Annotated in this window: 22 protein-coding genes; 11 read left to right on the top strand and 11 right to left on the bottom strand. The window is 42.5% G+C overall.

Annotated elements, in window-relative coordinates; genetic code table 11:
- Positions 1–138: 138 nt before the first annotated feature.
- On the top strand, positions 139–1,449 hold the full coding sequence (locus MKX41_RS24110) for an amino acid permease (RefSeq protein ID WP_340973499.1): 1,311 nt from the start codon (positions 139–141) through the stop codon (positions 1,447–1,449).
- A gap of 4 nt (positions 1,450–1,453) precedes the next feature.
- Here the strand turns inward: MKX41_RS24110 and MKX41_RS24105 are convergent, their stop codons facing one another.
- The 5 genes from MKX41_RS24105 to MKX41_RS24085 all read right to left on the bottom strand — a co-directional run bounded on the left by MKX41_RS24105 (position 1,454) and on the right by MKX41_RS24085 (position 5,892).
- On the bottom strand, positions 1,454–2,227 hold the full coding sequence (locus tag MKX41_RS24105) for a YqcI/YcgG family protein (protein ID WP_042192956.1): 774 nt from the start codon (positions 2,225–2,227) through the stop codon (positions 1,454–1,456).
- Positions 2,228–2,319: 92 nt separating this feature from the next.
- A complete protein-coding gene (locus MKX41_RS24100; protein WP_340973498.1) occupies positions 2,320–2,946 on the bottom strand; it encodes a LysE family transporter in 627 nt (208 codons plus the stop codon).
- Between the two features lie 106 nt (positions 2,947–3,052).
- Positions 3,053–3,643, bottom strand: a complete 591-nt coding sequence (locus MKX41_RS24095) for an urea carboxylase-associated family protein (protein WP_340973497.1) — start codon at positions 3,641–3,643, stop codon at positions 3,053–3,055.
- Positions 3,644–3,791: 148 nt separating this feature from the next.
- Positions 3,792–5,180 (bottom strand): sensor histidine kinase, encoded by a 1,389-nt coding sequence (locus tag MKX41_RS24090; protein ID WP_340973496.1) that lies wholly within the window; start codon positions 5,178–5,180, stop codon positions 3,792–3,794.
- A gap of 1 nt (position 5,181) precedes the next feature.
- Positions 5,182–5,892, bottom strand: coding sequence for a response regulator transcription factor (locus MKX41_RS24085; protein WP_076284998.1), 711 nt, complete (start codon positions 5,890–5,892; stop codon positions 5,182–5,184).
- Positions 5,893–6,038: 146 nt separating this feature from the next.
- Here MKX41_RS24085 and MKX41_RS24080 point away from each other — a divergent pair, with 146 nt between their 5' ends.
- The 6 genes from MKX41_RS24080 to MKX41_RS24055 all read left to right on the top strand — a co-directional run bounded on the left by MKX41_RS24080 (position 6,039) and on the right by MKX41_RS24055 (position 12,408).
- On the top strand, positions 6,039–6,935 hold the full coding sequence (locus MKX41_RS24080) for a carbohydrate ABC transporter permease (RefSeq protein ID WP_076284997.1): 897 nt from the start codon (positions 6,039–6,041) through the stop codon (positions 6,933–6,935).
- 14 nt (positions 6,936–6,949) lie between these two features.
- The gene (locus tag MKX41_RS24075) at positions 6,950–7,807 is read left to right on the top strand and encodes a carbohydrate ABC transporter permease (protein ID WP_042192943.1); all 858 of its coding nucleotides are present in this window, start codon (positions 6,950–6,952) and stop codon (positions 7,805–7,807) included.
- A gap of 10 nt (positions 7,808–7,817) precedes the next feature.
- Complete coding sequence (locus MKX41_RS24070; RefSeq protein WP_340973493.1) at positions 7,818–8,927, top strand: efflux RND transporter periplasmic adaptor subunit; 1,110 nt, start codon at positions 7,818–7,820, stop codon at positions 8,925–8,927.
- Between the two features lie 15 nt (positions 8,928–8,942).
- Positions 8,943–10,301, top strand: coding sequence for an ABC transporter substrate-binding protein (locus MKX41_RS24065; RefSeq protein ID WP_340973491.1), 1,359 nt, complete (start codon positions 8,943–8,945; stop codon positions 10,299–10,301).
- A 149-nt stretch (positions 10,302–10,450) separates the two neighbouring features.
- Positions 10,451–11,362 carry an HPr(Ser) kinase/phosphatase gene (hprK, locus tag MKX41_RS24060; RefSeq protein WP_042192937.1) on the top strand — a complete coding sequence of 304 codons (912 nt, stop codon included), beginning with the start codon at positions 10,451–10,453 and terminating at the stop codon, positions 11,360–11,362.
- 164 nt (positions 11,363–11,526) lie between these two features.
- Positions 11,527–12,408: an SMI1/KNR4 family protein gene (locus tag MKX41_RS24055; protein WP_340975048.1), complete on the top strand. Its 882-nt coding sequence runs from the start codon at positions 11,527–11,529 to the stop codon at positions 12,406–12,408.
- 115 nt (positions 12,409–12,523) lie between these two features.
- Here MKX41_RS24055 and MKX41_RS24050 read toward each other — a convergent pair whose 3' ends face one another.
- Positions 12,524–12,961 (bottom strand): MarR family winged helix-turn-helix transcriptional regulator, encoded by a 438-nt coding sequence (locus MKX41_RS24050; protein ID WP_076284992.1) that lies wholly within the window; start codon positions 12,959–12,961, stop codon positions 12,524–12,526.
- Positions 12,962–13,082: 121 nt separating this feature from the next.
- On the opposite strand from MKX41_RS24050, the gene MKX41_RS24045 reads away from it, so the two are divergent.
- Positions 13,083–13,670, top strand: coding sequence for an NAD(P)H-dependent oxidoreductase (locus tag MKX41_RS24045; RefSeq protein WP_149645498.1), 588 nt, complete (start codon positions 13,083–13,085; stop codon positions 13,668–13,670).
- Between the two features lie 25 nt (positions 13,671–13,695).
- Here the strand turns inward: MKX41_RS24045 and MKX41_RS24040 are convergent, their stop codons facing one another.
- The 4 genes from MKX41_RS24040 to MKX41_RS24025 all read right to left on the bottom strand — a co-directional run bounded on the left by MKX41_RS24040 (position 13,696) and on the right by MKX41_RS24025 (position 18,169).
- Positions 13,696–14,208, bottom strand: a complete 513-nt coding sequence (locus MKX41_RS24040; RefSeq protein ID WP_340973487.1) for a DinB family protein — start codon at positions 14,206–14,208, stop codon at positions 13,696–13,698.
- A 164-nt stretch (positions 14,209–14,372) separates the two neighbouring features.
- Positions 14,373–15,479 carry an undecaprenyldiphospho-muramoylpentapeptide beta-N-acetylglucosaminyltransferase gene (locus tag MKX41_RS24035; RefSeq protein ID WP_340973485.1) on the bottom strand — a complete coding sequence of 369 codons (1,107 nt, stop codon included), beginning with the start codon at positions 15,477–15,479 and terminating at the stop codon, positions 14,373–14,375.
- Positions 15,476–16,462 (bottom strand): SDR family NAD(P)-dependent oxidoreductase, encoded by a 987-nt coding sequence (locus tag MKX41_RS24030; RefSeq protein ID WP_042192925.1) that lies wholly within the window; start codon positions 16,460–16,462, stop codon positions 15,476–15,478. Before MKX41_RS24030 ends, MKX41_RS24035 begins: the two co-directional genes overlap by 4 nt.
- A 141-nt stretch (positions 16,463–16,603) precedes the next feature.
- Entirely contained in the window at positions 16,604–18,169 is a 1,566-nt protein-coding gene (locus tag MKX41_RS24025) for a catalase (RefSeq protein WP_340973482.1), read from the bottom strand.
- A gap of 199 nt (positions 18,170–18,368) precedes the next feature.
- On the opposite strand from MKX41_RS24025, the gene MKX41_RS24020 reads away from it, so the two are divergent.
- Positions 18,369–19,781 (top strand): alanine/glycine:cation symporter family protein, encoded by a 1,413-nt coding sequence (locus MKX41_RS24020; protein ID WP_076284987.1) that lies wholly within the window; start codon positions 18,369–18,371, stop codon positions 19,779–19,781.
- 126 nt (positions 19,782–19,907) lie between these two features.
- Here MKX41_RS24020 and MKX41_RS24015 read toward each other — a convergent pair whose 3' ends face one another.
- Positions 19,908–20,309 carry a RidA family protein gene (locus MKX41_RS24015; RefSeq protein ID WP_076298049.1) on the bottom strand — a complete coding sequence of 134 codons (402 nt, stop codon included), beginning with the start codon at positions 20,307–20,309 and terminating at the stop codon, positions 19,908–19,910.
- Between the two features lie 413 nt (positions 20,310–20,722).
- Between MKX41_RS24015 and MKX41_RS24010 the strand changes: the two genes are divergently transcribed.
- On the top strand, positions 20,723–21,289 hold the full coding sequence (locus MKX41_RS24010) for a TetR/AcrR family transcriptional regulator (RefSeq protein ID WP_042192916.1): 567 nt from the start codon (positions 20,723–20,725) through the stop codon (positions 21,287–21,289).
- Positions 21,286–21,822 (top strand): DUF2798 domain-containing protein, encoded by a 537-nt coding sequence (locus MKX41_RS24005; protein ID WP_042192914.1) that lies wholly within the window; start codon positions 21,286–21,288, stop codon positions 21,820–21,822. Before MKX41_RS24010 ends, MKX41_RS24005 begins: the two co-directional genes overlap by 4 nt.
- The last annotated feature ends 171 nt before the right edge of the window (positions 21,823–21,993 follow it).

Below are 21,993 nucleotides of genomic sequence, written 5' to 3'. Positions count from 1 at the left end.
CTGACCATTCTAACTGTAGAAGACCCGACTCGCTTGTTGTTGAACAGGAAGTCGGGTCTTCTTTTGCCTGCCTAAGCCTATATCAGAATAAAATAACACCCGATAACGCATAGTAACACCAGACGGAGGGATATACATATGGGTACTCCAACTGGCAAGCTACCTTGGTGGCAGCTTACTTTATTTGGTGTAGGCTGCACGATTGGCACGGGATTCTTTCTTGGTTCCAGCATCGCTATCCGTAAGAGCGGATTATTGGTGTTGGTTATTTTTGTGTTGGCGGCTGTGGCAACTCTGTTCGTCTATGAGGCGCTGGCCCAAATGACTATACAAAATCCTCAAAAGGGCTCTTTTCGTAGTTATGCCAAAGAGGCTTTTGGCCGCTGGGCCGGGTTTGGCATGGGCTGGATCTATTGGTGCTCAGAAATTCTAATACTCGGCAGCACCTTGACTGCTTTGGGCCTGTTTTCGCGGGTCTGGTTTCCGAGTTGGCCGCTTTGGGTTTTTACCGCAATTTATGCTGTACTGGGTCTGCTGGTCATTATTCTAGGTAGCCAGGGGATTAACAAAGCGGAAAATCTATTCGCCATGATCAAAATCGCCGCGGTACTGATGTTCATCGTGGTCGTCGTGGTTGCCCTTTTGAGGGGAAGGGGGAATTGGGATACGGTTCACAGTTCGGCAGCATGGCTGAATAAAGGATGGATGGGTGCTTGGAAAGGGTTACTTTATGCGTTCTATGCTTTTGGGGGTATTGAGGTAATGGGCTTTATGGCGATGGACCTACGCGACTCAAAAGAAGCTCCGAAAGCAGGCAGGTTTATGCTGCTGGGCGTGACCCTGCTCTATGTACTGTCGATAGGACTTGCATTATTATTCGTGAGCCCTGAGAAAGTGAGACCTGATCAAAGCTCAATTATTGCTGCACTTGAAGCGATGGGACTACCTATTCTTGTATATGTACTGAACGGGGTAATGATCGTGGCCGGGTTCTCTATTTTAGTGGCTTCATTGTATGCGGTCTCGACTATGCTGGTAACCTTGGCCGAGGATAAAGATGCTCCTTCTTGGCTGGCGGTGACCAAAGGAAAAAGAAAGATGCCGCTCTACGCGCTTGGTATCAATATGCTGGGCCTGTGCGTGACAATTGTGCTGAGCTTGTTTCTGCCAAAGCAAATTTTTGAGCATATCACCACGGCGGCCGGTCTAGTTATTTTGTACACATGGCTATTTATCCTTGCCTCTTTCCTTAAGTTATTGAGACCAAAGATGGGCGGTTGGATTAGATCCATGGTCGCTATGGCGCTGATCATTACTGCCGTGGCAGGTACACTTTTTGAAAAAGGGGGCCGTCCCGGCTTCTGGTCCAGCCTTCTGATCATCTGTGTCATTGCGTTGATTACCTGGTTTAGGGAGCACCTCTTGAAAAAACGCGGACAAACCTCATAAGCGCTTAAGAGTGAAATTTAATTCCTATTGCTTTGAACTTGTTCTTCATATAAGTATATGGACATTTAGACGGCGCACTTTCGTCATCTCGCAGAAAATATTGCTTCCATTCCAGACTATCCTCCTGCCCATACCATTGAAGGGAAGGATGTGCGGGAACACTATCGTAGTCAGCAAGCTTCTTACGGATCTGCTTCTTCATATTGCGCCCAAATGCGGTAGAATCGTTAATATTCTCAAATACCCAACGCGGCTGAAAGGCAATGACAAAATAAGGGGTATGGCGGCTTCTCCGCAGCTCATGTGCCGGGGTTGCGCAGAACGCGAAATACGGGTGCCCATCAAAGCAGAACTCCCACGAAGGATGGGAGGGATCTGTAGAAATTTCATCCGGCCAGGGCACCGTGTCCACCGCACTGACGCGGCCCAGAATGGACCAGAACAAATTCTCATATTCCTCAATGGAGAAACCTTCCGCCAAATCTTCCGGAGTTTCAAAAAATAGAACAAGGGAAGCATATTTTCCGGTATCCCGCGAGCATTCCCCATATTGACGAAGTAATTGAGCGACCTCTATTGCAGACTCTTCACTTCGTGGATCAGCTACGAAGCCAAAACGCAAATGATTGGACAGAAACCCCTGACGTCCCGGAATACAGGGATATTTGCCTTCGGGATCTGCAATCATAGATGTAAATTGACGAAAAGCATCCTGCTGCCAGTACGTCAGCTCAGCTAGATGCTCATCGAGCCAGACCTTTGTGTTCAAATGGGCCATCCAAAAACACCCTCCTCGTTAGGTTCAAAACATCCTATGCGAAGGGAGGGAGATGGGTGAAGGCCTAGAAAAGCTCTTGCTTGTTAAACATATTAGCCAAACAACTGTATAAATGCCTGAGAACCGAAGTAGATGCCAAAACCAAGAAGGCAAATCCCCGCGGCAAGGGAAATGAACCGGAGCATAGAAGGGCCGGTGAACCGATGAAAGAAGCTAGACAGCATCGCCATCACCACATCCCAGAGTAGGATGCCGACAAAAATACCCATGCTGTTCCACAGCACCTGATCGAAATGTTGATTTTCTATGCTTTTGGCCAGAATGGAGCCGTAGATGCCTAACCAGAAGAGAATGCTGAGTGGGTTCATCAGTGCCATCAAAAAGCCAGTACGGAAGGCGCTAGTACTGGTCTGTGCACCACGCGAGGCGGATCCAGGCACGGCATTGATATTTTTCAAAGTGTCAATTCCGGTATAAAGGAGAACAAAGCTGCCGAATGTCCACAGGAAGGTTTTCATAAACGGGGTATTCAGAAAGTGGGCTAGTCCAAAGTAAATGAGTAGCATATACACTAAATCCGCACACATGGCTCCCAGTCCAATCATCCAGGATTGGAAAAATCCCATCCGTGCTCCCCGGTCGAGCTGGGCTGCATTGATGGGACCAATAGGTGCAGATAATGAAATGCCGAGTACTATATAGGTGAAAAAGCTATTCATGGTCATCGCTCCTTGAATGAGATGTTAACTTGTACAAGTCATTCTATTCAAGAAGTTGGTAAGTTAGAAGACGAGCCTTTTGGCACGAACCTCTTTGCGACATACCCTAAAGGATCTCCACGGCAATCGGTGTACATTTATACCCGTTGCAGACACTTTCGGAGCAGGGACAAGCCGATATGGCAATGATCAGATCCATCTCAGCCCGCAACTCAATATAATCCCCGGCTTTAGAAAGCGGTCGCTCCACGCTGACTTTTCCAGAAGGATCAATGACAGTATTCATAAAAAGATTAAACGGATAATGCTGATCGGGAGCGGGCAGGCCAAACTGCTCCAGCGCCTCATTCAGGTTATTGTAGCAGCTGGCGTGATTCTTTTTGTTATACAGCACCTCATACATCTCGGGACGGCAGGCAGAGTTAATGAAATCATGGCGGCCCACAGTATCCTGAATAATCGTAAGCAGTGGTCTGTATTGGTTGGAATAGAGGATGTCCCCCGGAAGAACATTCATCTTGCCTAGAGCATCTATCGTCACACCGGGATCAATCCGCTCATTAGGGCGAACGGCGTTATAAGCAGCGAAATCTGCTACCTGCTCTCCTTCTACATCGGTTACCCGGACGATCTGCCCTTTGTCCAACTTGAAGCCCAATCCCTTGGTTGCTGGAATCAGCCATTGTTGTTCGCTCATCAGTACTCTCCTTCGGGATAGTCATAGTCTGTGAGGGTTAGTATGGCTCTTTGCCAAAAAAGTCATACAAAGTATAGAGCTGTCTGGCGGCATCATAGAAAGAGTTCGTATTCGATTCGATGACAGTCTTTGAGGATCAGAATGACATTTATTTTGAAGGAAAACTCATTCGAAAGATAGCTCCACCATGCTCTCCGTTATGAGCGGATATAGTACCGTCGCACCGTTCAACAATTGCACGTGAAATGGCGAGTCCAAGTCCCGTTTCTCCATTCTTACCTTTAATAAAACGCTGAAATAGCTGAGGCAGTAATTGATCAGGAATACCTTGACCATCATCTATGACATCGATCTGCACTTGTCCATCCTGCTCCGAAATTTCTATATCCACGGCTTGTGATGCATGCCTGATCGCATTGCTCATAATATTTAGTACTGCTTGTAATAGTTTTTCCGAATCTCCATGAATATGAAGTTTTCTCGGGTTATCCACTTCGTACTTTACTTTGATGTCAACTCTCTCATTTATAGCTAATGGACGTATTCGATCGGCGGTTTTATCGATTAATTGTTCTACTGACACTTCTTCTTGATCAAAAATACCATCTTCACTTTCAAGCTTGGCTAACAAGATCATCTCTGTAACAATTCCCTTAAGTCGTTCACATTCACTTGAGATGACATCAAGACCATTGTTAGCACGATCCCCGGTGAAAATACCATCTCGTATTCCCTCTGCATAACCTTGAATCGTCATTAGTGGGGTCTTAAGTTCATGAGAAGCATTCTGGAAAAATTGTCTTTGAGCATGATGGTATTGTTTAAGTTCTCCTGCGAGATGATGGACACTTTGGGCTACCTCACCAATTTCCCCGCCAGTTTGAATGAGCTGCACCTCATCGAATTGGCGTTTTTCAACTTTTTTGAGCTCAAGCTTTAATTTCTCAAGAGGAGTAACGAGACGTTTGGTAATAAATAAACTTAGGCCAAAGGCAATAGTGCCCCCAATCACCATAATGAACATCATTCTTGTAAAAAGCTCTGATTGATATGATTTTACTTTGCTTAGCGGTGTAGACAAGACAAGGGTGGCTGCGGTTACAGCACTAGTTGGATCAAGATTCTGTGGATTAGAAGTTAAGGTCTCAACAATATATTTCTCCTGTCCATTTTCCCATAAATCCTGCTGATTGTGACTTGAGTGCTGTTCAATGAGCGGTAGCCATGTCTGTGTCTGCGCTTCAGTCATTGTACTAAATAATATATTACGATTCGGCTCTATGAGTAACGCATCGACGGATCTATTAATTTCTTGAGCCGGCTGTACGATAGCTGCTGCTGACTGAGAAGGTGTTAGGTCTTGAACAGGTAACGAATTGACCAACTCCATCATTGCACTGCCTTGTGATCTTAGCTCTTCTCTTTGATTATTGATTAGTGTGTCCATTAGTAGAGGATAAACGAATGTAGCTGTAAGCACGAGTACGCATACCAGTAATATTCCAAATGATAAATGAAGCTTATAGATTAGTTTCATGTTATGTCTTCACTCCATCCACGCGCATTCGATAACCATAGCCCCAAACGGTTTCAAGAGGCAGGTCTTCCATTTTACGACGAAGTCTTTTGACTAAATCGTCAATTGCCCGATCGCTACCGAAATAGTCATCCCCCCACACTAATGTTAACAACTCATTGCGAGAAAAAGCTCGATTCGGTTGCGCTGCTAAGGTATGAAGCAATGAAAATTCCTTCACCGTCATTTCAATTTCTTTAGACCTCCAGTAAACCAGACGACTATCTAATACTAGACGAAGCTCATCGATGATGAGGTCGTTTGATTTAGAAGAGACTATACTCTGTTCTGATCTTTCTGTAAGGCAGTTAAGCCGATGGAATAAACGATTTACTCGTGCGACCAGCTCACGTGGGCTGAAAGGCTTAGTTAAATAATCATCGCTTCCAAGCTCAAGTCCAAGTATCTTATCTACTTCCTCATCACGAGCAGAGATCATAATAATAGGAACTTCGGCTTCCTTACGAATTTGTTTGCAGAATTCATAGCCATTCATACCTGGAAGCATGATGTCTAGAATCCACATATCCGGGCGCTCTGTGTTCCATAACATGAGCGCTTCTTCTGCTGAACCTAACGATAGGGTGCTATAGCCTTCCTTCTGTAAATAATTCTCAACGATATCTCTTATATGACAATCATCTTCAACGATTGCGATTTGATAGTTCTTCATCAACAGACCTCCTGACCAATACATCTATTATTCTAACAAACTTGTCCTTTCAAGCGGGCTTTTCCATACTTTTTCCACAATTGCTCCAAATTAATACCGAAGCTGATCTATAGAATAGTTATTTGTACGGTAAACATGTTGCTTGTATGGAACAAGCTCGAAAGGAGGTTGAGGCTGTGAGAATTTCATATTTGGCTCGCAAGGAGATTCTTGTGGCGTTCTGCTTTCTTGCTCCGAGTTTGATCGGGTTTGCGCTATTTTATTTGATTCCGTTTGGTCAAAGTGTTGTATTTTCATTTGAGAATCCAAGTGGTGAGGCAGGGTTATCGTTTGCCAATTATCAGAGCCTATTAGCTAGCTCGTCCTTTCAAAAGGCGGCAGGGAATACATTCTGGTTCACAATAATTGGTGTTCCGATCCTTATTCTGTTGTCACTTGCTCTTGCCATGCTGCTTAACAAACGAGTCTATCTTCGGAATTGGCTGCGTACCTCATATGTACTGCCACTGGTTGTTCCAGTAGCGTCAATTGTGCTCGTATGGCAGATCCTATTCGACTGGAATGGTTTTTTCAATCATGCATTAGAGTGGATTGGAATTGAGCGGATCGATTGGATGAAATCAGAGTGGGCGCAAGGGGTCATTATTTTTATCTATGTATGGAAAAACATTGGCTATAATGTGGTTCTATTCTTGGCTGGACTGCAAAATATCCCAGATCAATATTATGAGATAGCAAACCTGGAAGGTGCAAGCTGGGCTCGTAAGCACCAGATCACCTTGATTTATTTAATACCGACAGGATTTTTAGTGATGCTGATGTCGATTCTGAACTCATTCAAGGTATTTCGGGAAATTTATTTAGTTGCGGGTGACTATCCTCATGACAGTATCTATATGCTTCAGCACTATATGAACAATATGTTCTTATCGCTCGATATTCAGAAGCTGTCGGCTGCAGCTTTCTTAATGGTGCTCTGCATTTTAGTCATTGTGTTGATGCTCTTCCGAGTTGAACATAAGTTCCGTTCATTTATGGAGTAAAGGGAGGGGTGTAGATGAACAAGAAACAGATAAGAACACTGCTACTTACTATTATCTTAGCCGTAATCGCGCTGGTAATGCTATTTCCGGTTGTGCTCACAATGGTAAGCTCCTTGATGACGGAGAAGGAAATTATGCTGAATTACGGCATGTTAGGTAATACACAGATGAACGATTTTGTGAATTTGAAGCTGATTCCAGATTGGGTTTCGCTGGAGCAATTTTATAAGGTGCTTATTTCAACCTCGCAATTTCTTCGTATGTTCTGGAACTCTGTATTTATGGTGTTTCCAATCATTATAGGTCAGGTCGTGGTGGCAACATTAGCGGCATTTGCATTTGCTAAGCTGCGATTTCCTGGCAGAGAGCCCTTATTTATTGTGTATCTGATCACGATGCTCATGCCGTTCCAGGTCACGCTTGTGCCGAACTATATCATGTCCGATCGGCTAGGGCTGATTAATAGTCCAAGCTCCATTATTTTACCAGGGATATTTGCGGCGTTTGGTGTGTTCCTGCTCAGACAATTTATGCTCCAAATTCCAACGGCATATATGGAAGCAGCCCAAATGGATGGGGCAGGTTACTTCCGATCCTTTATCAGGATTGTCTTGCCTATGGTGAAACCCGGCATGGCAGCGCTAATTGTTCTGCTGTTTGCAGATTACTGGAATATGGTGGAGCAGCCACTGATCTTTCTGCAGGATGCCAATTTACAGCCCTTGTCCATTTTTCTATCTCGCCTGCAGGAAGATGCGCTTGGGGTATCCTTTGCGGCTGCGGTCTTGTATATGATGCCTATGATTCTCTTGTTTCTTTTGGCGGAACGGTATTTTATTGAGGGCATAGAGCTTTCTGGAATTAAAGGATAGGGGAAATGAGATGACAAGCACATCTAAGCGACAACGATTAACGGCTGTTTTGTTTGTATTATTCTTTGCGATATTGGCTGGTTTGACTTTCTTTAGCAGCACACTCGAAACGATGACGCTGCCCAAAGTAGTTACGGAGAAACTTACCTCGAAATCATTAGTTCATCAGGTTAAAGGGAGTGGAGTCTTAACACCTCGAAAGCAGGTGGATTTGTTGAATGAGACTGGCTCAAAAATTGTGACGGTACATGTAAAAGAGAATGATGAGGTTAAGAAGGGGCAAAAGCTCGTTACATTTGATAGCTCTGATCTGGATGAGCAGATTTATCAAGAGGAAACGGCGCTAAAGAAACAACAGTTAAATCGGGAGATTCTGGAGGAGGATATGCTGAATGCTTTGATAGATGGTGATGAGCAGGTGATTGCCAAGGCAGAGCGAGCTCTTGAACTGGATAGTATGGATCTTGAACTGGCGCAAAGAAAGATGAATAAGCTGCGCAAAGATAAAGCGGATAAACAGACACTGACTGCCCCCTTTGATGGAAAAGTCACAAAGATTACAGCAGAGGATAGTATGAATGCTTCACAAGGGGGGACAATCCTGACCTTAATGGATAGTGGTAAGGGCTTCGAATTTTCATTTGCTGTCGAGTCGGATAATACGGCATTATTCGAGATTGGATCTAAGGTTTCTGTTCGATTGCAGAAAGACAATACACTGGTTAACGGTGTAATTGAAGAGATTAAAGCTGCATCCCAAGAGAGCAGTGAAGAAGATTCATCCGATAAATCGAGTTATCAGGTTGTCGTTTCTGTCTCCGATGATGGTATTAAAGGCGGCGAACAAGTCAGTCTGGATATAAAGAAGGAGTCAAATGAAAAAGGTTATGTGTTACCAAAAAAATGGGTTCATAAAGATACAACAGGGAGCTATGTCTTTGTAGTTGAGGAGAAGAAAAGCTCACTCGGCAATACGTTTAATGCACGCAAGGCTTACATTATAACAGGTGATTCAACAGAGGATGAGGTTGTAGCTGTGAGCGGGTTAAGTCCTGATGATGAGATCATTATTGAATCAAGTGAACCATTACAAGAAGGTAATAGAATCCGAGTATATTGAAGGGGATGAATGAATTTGAATAGAAGATGGGTATTGGCCTTATTAGCAATGATAGTCGTATTATCGGGATGCTCTAGCAGCAGCGTGGGATCAGGTACAGAAGGAACATCTAATGAACAATCAGGTCAGGATGGCAAGAAGATTGAGATTGCGACTATGGCGGTAACTCCTTATTTAGAGGAGGCGGTTAAGCAATACAAAAAAATTCGTCCAGATATACAAATTGATATCAAAGAGTATCTAGCTAGACCCCAAACGAATGAAGATGGAATGAGTCAATCAGGAGAAGCATTCTCAAAGGGCGATGTTGAGAAGTATATACAAACAGTGAGCACACAGATGATGTCTGGCAAAGGGGCGGACATGATCGTAATGAACGATCTACCACAGGACAAATATGTCGCCAAGAACATGCTGACTAATTTCTATGATCTGATGGATAAGGATGCTGACTTTGATCGAAATCAGTACTATCAGAATATTTTTGAGGGCTCCCAAGATGGTAATGGTTTGTATGCAATGCCATTCTCATTTGTCATCGACGCGCTAACTGGGAATACAGAGTTGTTAGAACAAGCTAACATTAAAATCGATGATCAGACATGGACATGGGATGAGTTTAAAGATATTTCCAAGAAGCTTAAGGGAAAAGTTGGTGAGGATTATTTCGCATTTGTTAATCTATTCCCGATTCAAATGTTAGCGGAGTATATAGAAGCTAATTATGATAAGCTCATTGATCAAGGTCAAGCGAATTTCGATTCCGATCTGTTTCGAGATATGATGAAGCAAATCAAATCGATGTATGATGAGGGCGTACTTAGTAATGATTTTACGTACGACTATACCAAAACCTTGTTCAACAATGCTAATCTTTTCGATCCAATAGGAGGCCTGTCCCAAGTCCTTGATCCAAAGCTTAAACTATATCAAAAGCCAACAGTAAATGGAAAATATAGTGGAACTTCATTTAAGTCATATTTCACTTTAGGTATTAACAGCAAATCTAAGGTTCAAGATGAAGCTTGGAACTTTATTAAGTTCATGCTTTCCGAGGAAATGCAATCTTCATCAGTCGTACAAGGGTTTGCAATGCATAAGGGAGTTGTGGAGAAACAGCTTAATGATGCTAAGCAGCAGGCAGTAGCGGGAACACTACCTCTTCTAGAACAGAAGTTTGATGCTGAGACTGTAGAAAGTAAAATCCAAGAATTATATCAGCTTCTAGATGGAGCAAGTAGGAATTTATCTAGTGATCATAAGGTCGTTTCAATTGCAATTGAAGAATTTGATTCATATATGAGTGGTCAGAAATCGGCTGAAGACGTCAGCAAGCTGATTCAAAATCGAGTCAACACTTACATTAACGAGTAAATAGAACGTTCTAATCGAGAGGCGCTCAATCATTTAACGGTGATTGAACGCCTTTTGTTTATTTTGCAGGAATCATCCCATTTGTCGTTGAATATATCCCGTTAACCGTATTGCGTATTCGAGATACGCAGCCACAGGAGGGAACAGCATTGAAATCGACTACCGTTCAAAGCCTTACAGAGACGTTTAAGCTGGAAGTGCTTGCAGGTGCTAGCTGCATGGATCGTGAAATCACTCGTTCAAAGGCGCATAGACCTGGTCTGGAGTTCGTGGGTTACTTTGATTTTTTCCCAACGAAGCGGGTACAAGTATTGGGCTGCAAGGAAATCAATTATCTGTTAACCCTAAGCGTTGAAGAGCGCAAGTTACATATTGGTAATATCGTCAAGTATCATCCACCATGCTTTATTGTGACGACAGGTCAGCAGGAGATTCCTTATTTAACTCTATTCTGCGAAGAAGAGGGCATCCCGTTGCTTCGGACGCAGGAGACGACGACAGAGATCATCGCAAAGATTGATACCTATCTGGTGAAGGCGCTGGCGCCAGAGCTTTCAATTCATGGAGTATGTGTAAACGTGTCTGGTATAGGTGTCCTACTCAGAGGCAAGTCAGGGATTGGAAAAAGCGAAACCGCGCATACGCTTATTAGAAGAGGTCATCGGTTTGTGGCGGATGATATCGTGGTGCTGAAGAAGCTGGGACCGGCGACGCTTCTCGGCACACATAACGAGACGACCCGCGAATTCCTAGCGCTGCGCAGTATTGGTCTGATCAATGTTGTACGCCAGTACGGGCGTAGAGCTTTTCAGGATGAGACGCGAATTGTACTCGACATCGAGTTATCTCCTTGGCGAGAAAATTCCTTGAATAATGAGCTCGAACTGGAGCCGAAGTTCACAGACTATCTCGGTGTCCAAATTCCGCATATTGAAATCCAGCTTCAGCCCGGCCGTGACGTAGCCGGCCTAATTGAAGCTGCCGCTAACAACTGGTATCTGAAGCAGCTTGGCTATAGCGCCGTTGAAGAGTTTATGCAGAGGATTGAAAACAAGCAATGAGGGGTGCTCATGAATTTGTGTATACGTAACAGACCGCAGAAGAGCTATGTGGTCTGTTTTTTTAACTAAATTTCGCCTTTGATGCGTGATTGGCTGGGCATAGGCTATAAATGGTATAATTTCTAATAGGTATTTTGAGTGATCGTTACTAGGAGGTATTAATGATGAGTGATGAGCTATTGGGAAAATTGGATACTTGGCATGAAGAGGATGAATTTCAAGAAATCGTGGATGCAATAACGGAAATTCCTGAAGAGGAAAGAGATTATGTTCTAACCAGTCATTTGGGCAGAGCGCTTAATAATCTCGGGCAATATGAAGAAGCTTTAGAGCAGTATTTGAGCATTGAAGAAGAGGGTGAAGGTGACCCGCTTTGGCATTACCGTATCGGAGTTTCCTATTATTATCTGAAGCGGTACGACGAAGCTTTAAAAGCATTTACAATTGCAGACGAGCTAGAGCCTGATGATGAGGACACCTTGGAGTTTTTGGGATGGATCAAACGCAAATTGGCTAAGAAAGCTACGAAAAAACCTGTGAGTAAACCTGTAAAGAAGCCTGTAGTAGCGATCGACACCACCAACTTTTGGGATGACAGCGAGTATGCTTTCTCAGAATATATCTCTGAATCGCCTACAGATGCATTGATTGCTTCAGTAGAAGAAGAGCTGGTTTTTAAGCTGCCAAAATACTACGTTGAAATGATGAAGCTACATAATGGGGGAATTCCTCATAACAATCGGTACCCAATTCCGGGAACAGAAGAATTTATTACGATTTCAGGGATCCTTGGAATTGGACGAGATAAGAATAAGTCGCTGTGTGGAGCTTCAGGCAGCCGGACTGTGATTGAAAATGGACGTTATCCTGAGGTTGGTGTGGTGATTTGTGATTGTCCTTCTGAGAATGAAGTAATCATGCTGGATTACCGCGAGTTTGGAAATGATGGCGAACCCGAGGTTATCCATGTAGATCGAGATAACAAATACAAGATCACACGCTTGGCTGACAATTTTGAGTCCTTTATCGGTGGACTGGTGAAATAGTGGATTCGGCGATTTAGCTGAATGTGGGGCTGATAAATCAGCCAAATAAACGATCGAAAAAAACAGAGCAGCGGCTCTCCTATAATGGAGGCAGCTGCTCTGTTTTTTAATCTGCTCAATTGTCGCTATTAAACACCTTGGACTGAAGCACATCGAGTGCTCGGTTGATTTCTTCCAGTTCTTCAGTAGAAGAATCCTTGATCCGGTCCAGGAAACGTTCGCCGATCTGCCCAAAAGCTTTATTCATCATCGCTTGTCCAGCATCAGACAACCGAATCATTTGCTTACGCCGATCTTCTGCGACATCCAGCTTTTCGCAAAGATTCTTTTCTGTTAATTTCTTGAGCTCACGGCTCGTGTTCGGCATAGAGATATTCTTACAATCACTAATTTGACTGAGGGTAACAGGCTGGCTGACCGCAATATACTCCAGAATACTATATTGAACGGGCGTAATACCTTCCGGTCTAACATCTTTGGTTAAATCGAATGTTACTTCATGGACTGCCGTCGTAAAGGTCACTAATTTATGAAAAAACGCTTCTTTGTCCATAACGATCACCTCTTAGTGTAAACTTTAACAAAATAATTATCATAATACAATTATCATTTGACAACTAAATGAAGGTTATGATACGATTTTGTTATCAAATGATAATTAAAGAGGTGGACCAATGAACGTTTTAGTCATCTATACTCATCCGAATCATAAAAGTTTAAGTTATGCTTTTCTCAATAAAGTCATTCAAGGAAGTAATGAAAATCGAAAGATCACGAACATCGAGGTGCTTGATCTATATGAAGAGCAATTTGATCCGGTGCTGGTCTTTAACGAAAATAAACGTAGAAGAGATATGCATATCGATCCCAAGTTTGAGAAGTATCGTGAGCAGATTCGTCAGGCAGACAAAATTGTGTTTGTGTATCCGATCTGGTGGGGCCGGCCTCCAGCCATGCTGCTCGGGTATATTGATCAAATGTTTGCCTCTAATTTTGCTTATAGAGAAAAGGGCGGTCTGATCCCGGAGGGGCTGCTGAAAGGGAAGTCAGTAGTTTGTATTTCCAGCATGAAGGGGCCAACCCTTTATCCTTTATATTGGCTAAACAATTCCCATAAGGTGCTGATGAGAAAAGCATTATTTCAATATTGCGGTATGAAAAAAGTGAAGTTTTTCGAGTTTGGGAATATGGAGAGTCCAAAAGGTAAACATGACAAAAAGCTAAATCAGGTCTACCAATATTTTAAATCTGTAGCTAATTGATGCCTCAAAGATAATAGCTCGATGATCATTTGGACTCGTTATAAAGATAGGCAACATAATCCTGCAGCACTGAGGTGTGGTCCATTTGTCGCAGCATAGTCCCGATATTTCCACGGTGATAGCTGCCATGGTTTACGATGTGGAAGATAGCCCCGGAAATGGATGTCTCAAGTGATCCCATAGTTGGATGATCTAACACAACGGTGGGGTCCTTATCTATTTGACTAGCCAGCACCATTTTATTTTTGCTGGTTAGCTCACGATAGAGGACATCCATTTCTTCAATATCTTTTATAGCTAATAAGGGCTCTAATTGGGTAGCTGATGCTTTAGCTTCATTCCTAGTTCGCCCTTCAATCAAGTCAAACCAAATGTTCTCCACGACATAAATATGCGTCACAACCTTCGCTACCGAAGAAAAACCGCTCTGAATATCCTTATGGTATATGTCCTTAGGCAATTCCTTTAAGCGATGGATGATCGTTAGATTAGCCCATACATTGTAGTCGTACATTTCAAATACCGGTTGTTTCTCCATGAACATCTCCCCCTAAGATTATAGATGCTTTAATTATACCCATTCCAAAAATGTTCGGTACAATTTAGAGATGTTTATTATAGGATCCTTTGTCCAAAATAAACCAAAATACAGACGACAGCGATAAAGCAGAGGAGTAACCAATTCGCTAGCTTCATTCCCATCTAAACCGTACCTGCCTTGATCATTGTTAAATCCTCGCCGCTTACTTGTTTGATTAAGTTCATTACCTTATAGGCTCCTCTGCCGTTCTCATAAGGCTTCATCTTATCTTTGTAAGTAGAGCGGTTCTCGTATAGCGTCATAATCGAATGAACAAAGGTTTGATTAGTCATCTCTTCTTCAAGTAACATTTCAGCGAGTCCAGTTTGTTGAAAATACTGCGCTTGGGCAAGTTGACCAGAGCGGCTGCCACCATTCGTGTGAGGAATTAATAACATTGGCTTTTGCATAGAAAGAAGCTCCATCATAGAATTTGAGCCTGCACGGGATACGACAACATCCGCCATAGCTAATAAATGCGGCAACTCACAGCTTGTAATGAATTCATACGATTTGTAGCCTGACATCGAGAGGTGATAATCAACCTTTCCCTCCCCGCAAATATGAACCACTTGAAATTTATTTATCAACTCAGCGAGTACATTGTTCACCATTTGGTTAATGCTGTGTGCCCCTTGGCTTCCTCCCATAATAAGAAGAACAGGCTTAGCAGAGGTGAATCCGCAAAAGGCTAAACCACGTTGTTTATCAGCTAATTTGAATTGCTCCTTCAAGAGCGGTCCCACATGAACGGCCTTGAGAGAAGCAGATTTGGTTACAGTATCCAGAAAATTTGTACACAGATGAGTGGCAAACGGAAGTGATATTTTATTAGCTAGTCCAAGATTTAAGTCTGGTTCATAAATAATGATGGGCACTTTGTTAAGTTTGGCTCCAATCACGACCGGTACAGAAACAAATCCACCTTTAGAAAAAATCACACTTGGTTTGATGGTTCGTAGGAGTCGGTAAGATTGAAAGATGCCCTTCATGATTTTGAATACATCGGTCACATTCTTCCAATCGAAATAGCGTCTCAATTTCCCTGTGGAAATGGGATGGTAGGTCACTTCCTCCTTGTAGTCAGACAAAAGCTTACGCTCAATTCCTTGTTCGGAGCCTATATAATGGACGTCCCAATCCTCTGCTAAACACTTAGGGATCAACACGAGGTTGCCGGATACATGTCCAGCGGAGCCTCCACCTGTAAATACGATCGAGGTACTCATGCTAGAAACCCACCTTGTTGTAACATTTCTTTTATCGCAGGTTTGCTCATCAACACATGATTCGAATCATAGCTCTGGAAGTCCACAGGCGGGCAAGAGGCATAGGCTTCTTGTAAACCTTCTATAGGAAAAGGGGGGAGAATCACATAATAGTGATCATCCAGATGAATAGAAGAAGCGCTCTCAAATTCCGATATCAGGGCCTCACTTAAGCTTTCACCGGGACGTATCCCCGTTTCCTTGATTTGGATCGTGCTAGTTGATAAGTCGTCAATTAAGACCTGGGCAAGATCCTTAATGCTGCAAGCAGGCATTTTGGTCACAAAGACTTCTCCGCCTCTGCTTTCTTCTGTTGCTTTAAGGAGTAGGGTAATTGCATCATCTATGGTTAAGAAAAAACGAGTCATTCTAGCATCTGTAAGGGAAATGTCTACTCCATCCACAATACTTTGTTTGAAAATAGGCACCACGCTACCCGTTGAGCCAAGTACATTGCCACTTCTCACACATACAAACTGAGTTTTGGTTTGTCTGAGATTGGCATGGACCATTAGCTTTTCACCGAGTGATTTTGTCATTCCGTAGGTGCTCGATGGTTGCGCTGCTTTATCGGTTGAAACATAAACTACTTTTTTTACGCCGTGTTTAATAGCGGCTTGAATCACATGCTGAGTTCCGAGTACGTTAGTCTTCATCGCACTGTCTGGTTGTTGTTCGCAGATCGGGACATGCTTCAAGGCCGCTAAATGATAGATATAATCTACCTGATGGCAAGCTTGCATCAGTTCTTGCTTATCACGTATATCACCGATGATGAACGTTAGTTTGGGATTATGATGATATTCCTGTTGTAGTTCTACTTGAAGTGACTCATTGCGGGAAAATATTCTGATTTCTTTTGGGTCTCTTTCCAATAACCGTTTTACGAGTTGTCGTCCCCAAGATCCGGTTCCACCGGTAATTAATATGGTTGTATTTTGCACGGTTTGTTCCTCCTATGATCTTAGCTACACAATAATCATAGTGTTCATATGTTACGTGAATATGGCAAAGCGAAAGCTCTTAAAATCAAAAAAAAGGTTAAAGAACCCTTATAACAGGTCCCTTAACCCTTCATTTAACTTCTAATAGCCATCGGTTTGTTTACCGGATTGCTCCGCAATTTCCGCGCCGTCTCGATTCTCTGAAGTACCTAGATGCTTGTGGTCAGCTTTGGCTTGAGCAAGACCTTCAGCCACTCGGCGACCGTAGTCTGGATCAGCTTTTGTAAAATGTTCAATCATATTGGTTTGAATCACAGGCGCACATATTTTTAGGGCATCGACCAGGTTATGAATCAATTCATCCCGTTCCCAATCCTCGAACTTGCGATAGGTATCACCAGCTTGCCCGAAGTCATTTGTCCGACTAATTTTGTCGCGAACTAGTCGATCATTATACATCGGTTGATGATCTTTGCCAGAAGGAGCTGCCTCCTTTAACCCGCCAAGCGAGGAAGGTTCGTAATTTACATGTGGGTTTTGCTCAGGCGCCTTATCCACATGATAAGTCATTTGCCCATCCCGCTGATTCGTCGCTACCCTTGTCTTTGGAGCATTGATCGGTAATTGAATGTAGTTGGCGCCCACCCGGTGCCGCTGAGTATCCGAATAGGAGAACGTCCGGCCTTGCAGCAGCTTGTCATCCGAGAAATCCAGACCGTCTACTAGAACTCCAGTCCCGAAAGCGACCTGTTCGACCTCGGCAAAATAATTGTCTGGATTTCGATCCAGAACCATCTTCCCTACAGGTAAAAATGGGAAACGTTCATGATCCCAAAGCTTAGTAGGATCGAGTGGATCAAAATCGAGCTCAGGATGTTCATCGTCACTTAGGATTTGCACACAAAGCTCCCATTCAGGGTAATCCTTACGCGCAATAGCCTCATATAGATCCTGCGTAGCATGGCTGACGTTTTTGGCCTGTATATCCTCAGCGGCTTGCTGAGTTAGATTCTTAATGCCATGTTTCAGCGGCTCCCAATGGTATTTGATTAAGACGGCTTCGCCGTTTTCATTCACCCATTTATAGGTATTAACACCAGACCCCTGCATCTGCCGATAGTTGGCTGGAATCCCCCAAGGAGAGAACAGGAATGTAATCATATGAGTAGCTTCAGGAGAGTTCGATACAAAATCAAACATCCGCTCCGGGTTTTGCAGATTGGTCACGGGATCTGGCTTGAAAGCATGAACCATGTCAGGAAATTTCAGCGGATCACGGATAAAGAAAATCTTCAGATTGTTGCCGACCAAGTCCCAGTTGCCATCCTCTGTATAGAACTTTGTGGCGAAGCCACGTGGATCACGAAAGGTCTCCGGAGAATACACGCCATGAACCACTGTTGAAAACCTTACGAATACAGGTGTTTTTTTGCCTGCTTCTTGAAAAAGCTTAGCACGCGTATACTTCGAGACGGGTTCATCGCCTACTTTTCCATAAGCTTCAAAATACCCGTGGGCTCCTGCACCCCTAGCATGCACCACACGTTCCGGAATACGCTCTCGATCAAAATGAGATATTTTCTCGATAAAGTGGTAGTTTTCGAGCGTCGACGGTCCGCGATTCCCTACCGTTCGTATATTTTGATTATCTGTAATGGGATGTCCCTGTCGATCCGTTAAAATCATATCTTCTTTTTCCTTATCCATATGACAAAACTCCACCTCTCTTCAGATATGAATAGTATTTTCTACCATAATTCTGAAAAGTATGCGAAACCCACTGACAAGAGATGTTATGAAAGTTACAATTTTTATTGGCATTTGAAATAATGACTGTTATATTTGAAAATACTATGTGTTATAAGCTTAGCAACTTGGTATCGACAGAATGGAGAGGCGGAATTACATGCAACAATTTTTAGATAGTATGATTAGCGTAACAAATGATTTTTTGTGGTCGAAAATATTGGTGATCCTTCTTATTGCTTGTGGACTTTATTTCACCGTAAGATCGAAATTTGTACAGTTTGGTATGTTCAAAGAAATGTTTCGGGTTCTTAAAGGATCCAATGAAAGGTCAAAAGATAGTATTTCATCCTTCCAGGCCTTCTGCATTAGTATGGCGGCGAGGGTAGGAACAGGTAATATAACGGGAATCGCAATTGCTATTGCCATAGGTGGTCCAGGGGCTATTTTCTGGATGTGGGTGATTGCCATTATTGGATCAGCATCCGGTTTTATAGAAAGCACTTTGGCACAGGTATATAAAGTGAAGGATAAGACCGGATTTCGCGGTGGGCCTGCCTATTATATGGAGAAAGGCCTGAATAAGCGCTGGATGGGTGCGATATTCGCGGTTCTGATTACATTATCCTTCGGGCTTGTATTTAACGCGGTCCAATCGAATACGGTCACAGTGGCCTTTGAGAATTCATTTGGCACCAATCGGGCCATTCTTGGGCTTGTAATGGCTGCTGCCTTTGCGCTGGTTATCTTTGGCGGTGTTAAGCGTATCGCAAGAATGTCCGAATATATTGTAGTGGTAATGGCAGGAATCTACATTGGGGCTGCTCTTATTATTATGCTGATTAATATTACAGAACTCCCAGGAGTTTTCGCACTCATTGTGAAAAGTGCCTTCGGATTTGAACAAGTCGCTGGTGGCTCTCTTGGTGCAGTAATTCTACAGGGCGTGAAGCGTGGTTTGTTCTCTAACGAAGCGGGTATGGGTAGTGCGCCTAATGCTGCGGCAACGGCAACTACGAGTCATCCGGTGAAGCAAGGGCTAATGCAAGCGCTAGGCGTACTCACAGATACGTTACTTATTTGTTCGAGTACGGCGTTCATTATCTTGTTGTCTGATGCCTATAAGCAGCCAGGGCTGGACGGAATCAAGCTGACACAAGCCGCATTAAGCGAGCATATTGGTTCGTGGGCATCCGGATCACTAGCGATTATGATTTTTTTGTTTGCTTTCAGCACGTTAATTGGAAATTATTATTACGGTGAAACCAATATAGAATTTTTGAATTCCAACAAAAAGGTATTACTATTCTATAGATACAGTGTTTTGGCAATGATTATTTTTGGTTCCGTAGCAAAGGTTCAATTGGTATGGGATTTGGCCGACTTATTTATGGGCTTCATGGTTATCGTGAATTTGATTGCCATCCTGCTATTATCTAAAGTGGCCTTTGCCGCCTTGAAGGATTATAAAAAGCAGAAACGTGAAGGGAAGGATCCTGTTTTCTATAAAGACAGCATTCCGGGGCTCGAGAACGTTGAAGGTTGGGACAATTCTTCAGATATAAAAAGATAGAAATGTATTTGAAGGGCTCAGGAGACTGAGCTCTTTTTGCTGTCAGATTACAAAAACGAGCCTTTAGAATTGCTTCTAAGGCTCGTTTTGCGTACAGTATTTTAAATTAGTCCTGCTTAATATAGTTTATCCTGCAGCCCAAACATCTAATTCAATTTTCAATTCAGGTAAACCTAATCCTTTAACATAAGCAATGGTCATTGAAGGAGGCGTCATCCCGAATACTTTATTCCAAATTCCATAGAAATGATCCCAATCGATTTCTTCTGTGGCCCAAATGTTGATTTTGATTACGTTATCGGGAGTCAACTTTTGAGAAGAGAGGACTTCCACAATATTACTCATCGTGTTTGTTACTTGTTGATTAAAATCTGTAGGGATATTACTGTTTTGATCGATTCCAATTTGACCAGAAAATACATACATTTCAGCGTTTCTGCTTATTTTTGTTACATGACTGTAGTTACCAACGGGTTTCGCAATATTTTCTGGATTATATCTTGTGATCACATGATTATTTAAGTTCATTTTTATGAAGTCTCCTTTAAATAGAAGATACATAACGATAGCTAGGTTATATATCTCCACTGTTTTTTAGTTTTAATTTTTGACAGACTTATCCTATCAATCATTAATTCTAGAAAAAAACAGCAGTAGAATACCCAATACCAAAAGATAAATATTTTAGGGATCTCTTTTTCATTAGGTATTCCTCCTTCATATTTAAAGTAAGATAACTTCATCAGAATGATAACATTAATCCATGTGGGACGGCAACTTTGCCTCCTCCGGCACAACATGACAAGGATCTTTTTTTTGCTGTATTTTATGAAAACTTCAATGCTTTTTTTGAAAAAAAGCAAAAAACACTTACATTAACGGATATTATGTTGTTATAATTACAAACAGACCGGTTGGTATGTTAGGGGGAATACGTAATTATGGATACAAAATCACTAATGATTGAGAAGGCGACACTCCTTTTTCAACAAAAAGGTTACAAGAGTGTAGGCGTTAGTGAAATTTTAAAAGCTTGTGATGTTACCAAAGGAGCGCTCTATCATCATTTTCCAAATGGAAAAGAAGAGCTATTAATTGCTTGTCTAAAGAGCCTAAAGGAAGCAATCACAATAGATATGGAGGACATTTTCAAAAAGCATTCTTCTACGCAAGAGGCCACGCAATTCATGCTTAATAAGTTAATTCACAACTTGGAAACCGAGGGCAAGCTTACAGGCTATACATTTAGCAGTATTGTCAGTGAAATGGCTACGGTCAGTGAGCCTGTCCGCCAAGCATGTAACTCACTTTATGAGAACATTCAGGCTATTTACTACACGAAGCTTGCAACTGAAGGCTTCTCGAATGAACTAGCTTCTGATATTGCTTTATTGATGACAACCTCGATTGAGGGTGCGATCATGCTGTGTCAAACGCAGCGATCTACCGCACCTTTAAAGACTATTGCGAAACTATTACCGACAATTTTGAAAGGAAGAACATCATGAATCTAGAAACAAGATTACCGAGAAACGGCAAAGAGGGCGCATTATACGGTGCAATTATTTGCACACTAACCGTTCTGTTTATGTCTTCATTAAATATCATTTTAGCGGTTGGAGAATTCAATGGAGAAGTTGCCTTATCGATCCTTAAGGTGTTTCCGATCATTTGGGTCATTGTTATGATTTTAGAGCCTGTTGTTATTGGGCGTATCGCAGAAAAGCTGACAGCTAAATTCACACAACCTAGCGATAGCTTCAACGCCAAAATTCTATTTCGTATTCTTTTCACCGTACTAGGAATGTCATTTGTGATGACCTTTATTGGAGACATCATCGGAAACGGGTTGAGTTCTGAAACGTTCAATCACTTCTTAGCGAATTGGCCAAGAAATTTCCTAATTGTACTGATCGCTGAAAGTATAGTGATCCAACCTTTTGCACGATTTGTGATGGTAAAGCTACATGCTTCTCAGGATAAAAAGAAGTCCAGCGCCGCTGGTATAACTGTAAATGGATTATCGGAACAAAACTCATAACATAAATATGCTCTCAGGCGATGCGTTTCGTTTGAGAGCTTTTCTATTACCGTATATAATGATATTTTAGTTGAATCATTGAAACCCTCCTATATAACAAAGAAAACTTAACAATGAAAGGTAATATCGAACATGATGATCTATAGTCGTCTTGCCATAATGATGCCCCCA

Origin of the sequence: Paenibacillus sp. FSL R5-0475 (genome assembly GCF_038004585.1) — a bacterium.
Lineage (GTDB): Bacteria > Bacillota > Bacilli > Paenibacillales > Paenibacillaceae > Paenibacillus_AQ.
The sequence above is the reverse complement of the archived record's forward strand: the minus strand, read 5'-3'. Positions and strand labels throughout refer to the sequence as shown.

What these genes read in the sequence shown, in the direction of transcription:
- MKX41_RS24020 (WP_076284987.1), top strand. Translation starts at nt 18,369, where the DNA reads ATGCAACAATTTTTAGATAGTATGATTAGCGTAACAAATGATTTTTTG.
- MKX41_RS24055 (WP_340975048.1), top strand. Translation starts at nt 11,527, where the DNA reads ATGAGTGATGAGCTATTGGGAAAATTGGATACTTGGCATGAAGAGGAT.
- MKX41_RS24040 (WP_340973487.1), bottom strand. Translation starts at nt 14,208, where the DNA reads ATGGAGAAACAACCGGTATTTGAAATGTACGACTACAATGTATGGGCT.
- MKX41_RS24070 (WP_340973493.1), top strand. Translation starts at nt 7,818, where the DNA reads ATGACAAGCACATCTAAGCGACAACGATTAACGGCTGTTTTGTTTGTA.
- MKX41_RS24050 (WP_076284992.1), bottom strand. Translation starts at nt 12,961, where the DNA reads ATGGACAAAGAAGCGTTTTTTCATAAATTAGTGACCTTTACGACGGCA.
- MKX41_RS24090 (WP_340973496.1), bottom strand. Translation starts at nt 5,180, where the DNA reads ATGAAACTAATCTATAAGCTTCATTTATCATTTGGAATATTACTGGTA.
- MKX41_RS24080 (WP_076284997.1), top strand. Translation starts at nt 6,039, where the DNA reads ATGGAACAAGCTCGAAAGGAGGTTGAGGCTGTGAGAATTTCATATTTG.
- MKX41_RS24005 (WP_042192914.1), top strand. Translation starts at nt 21,286, where the DNA reads ATGAATCTAGAAACAAGATTACCGAGAAACGGCAAAGAGGGCGCATTA.
- MKX41_RS24010 (WP_042192916.1), top strand. Translation starts at nt 20,723, where the DNA reads ATGGATACAAAATCACTAATGATTGAGAAGGCGACACTCCTTTTTCAA.
- MKX41_RS24105 (WP_042192956.1), bottom strand. Translation starts at nt 2,227, where the DNA reads ATGGCCCATTTGAACACAAAGGTCTGGCTCGATGAGCATCTAGCTGAG.
- MKX41_RS24025 (WP_340973482.1), bottom strand. Translation starts at nt 18,169, where the DNA reads ATGGATAAGGAAAAAGAAGATATGATTTTAACGGATCGACAGGGACAT.
- MKX41_RS24075 (WP_042192943.1), top strand. Translation starts at nt 6,950, where the DNA reads ATGAACAAGAAACAGATAAGAACACTGCTACTTACTATTATCTTAGCC.
- MKX41_RS24085 (WP_076284998.1), bottom strand. Translation starts at nt 5,892, where the DNA reads ATGAAGAACTATCAAATCGCAATCGTTGAAGATGATTGTCATATAAGA.
- MKX41_RS24110 (WP_340973499.1), top strand. Translation starts at nt 139, where the DNA reads ATGGGTACTCCAACTGGCAAGCTACCTTGGTGGCAGCTTACTTTATTT.
- MKX41_RS24035 (WP_340973485.1), bottom strand. Translation starts at nt 15,479, where the DNA reads ATGAGTACCTCGATCGTATTTACAGGTGGAGGCTCCGCTGGACATGTA.
- MKX41_RS24015 (WP_076298049.1), bottom strand. Translation starts at nt 20,309, where the DNA reads ATGAACTTAAATAATCATGTGATCACAAGATATAATCCAGAAAATATT.
- MKX41_RS24100 (WP_340973498.1), bottom strand. Translation starts at nt 2,946, where the DNA reads ATGAATAGCTTTTTCACCTATATAGTACTCGGCATTTCATTATCTGCA.
- MKX41_RS24045 (WP_149645498.1), top strand. Translation starts at nt 13,083, where the DNA reads ATGAACGTTTTAGTCATCTATACTCATCCGAATCATAAAAGTTTAAGT.
- MKX41_RS24095 (WP_340973497.1), bottom strand. Translation starts at nt 3,643, where the DNA reads ATGAGCGAACAACAATGGCTGATTCCAGCAACCAAGGGATTGGGCTTC.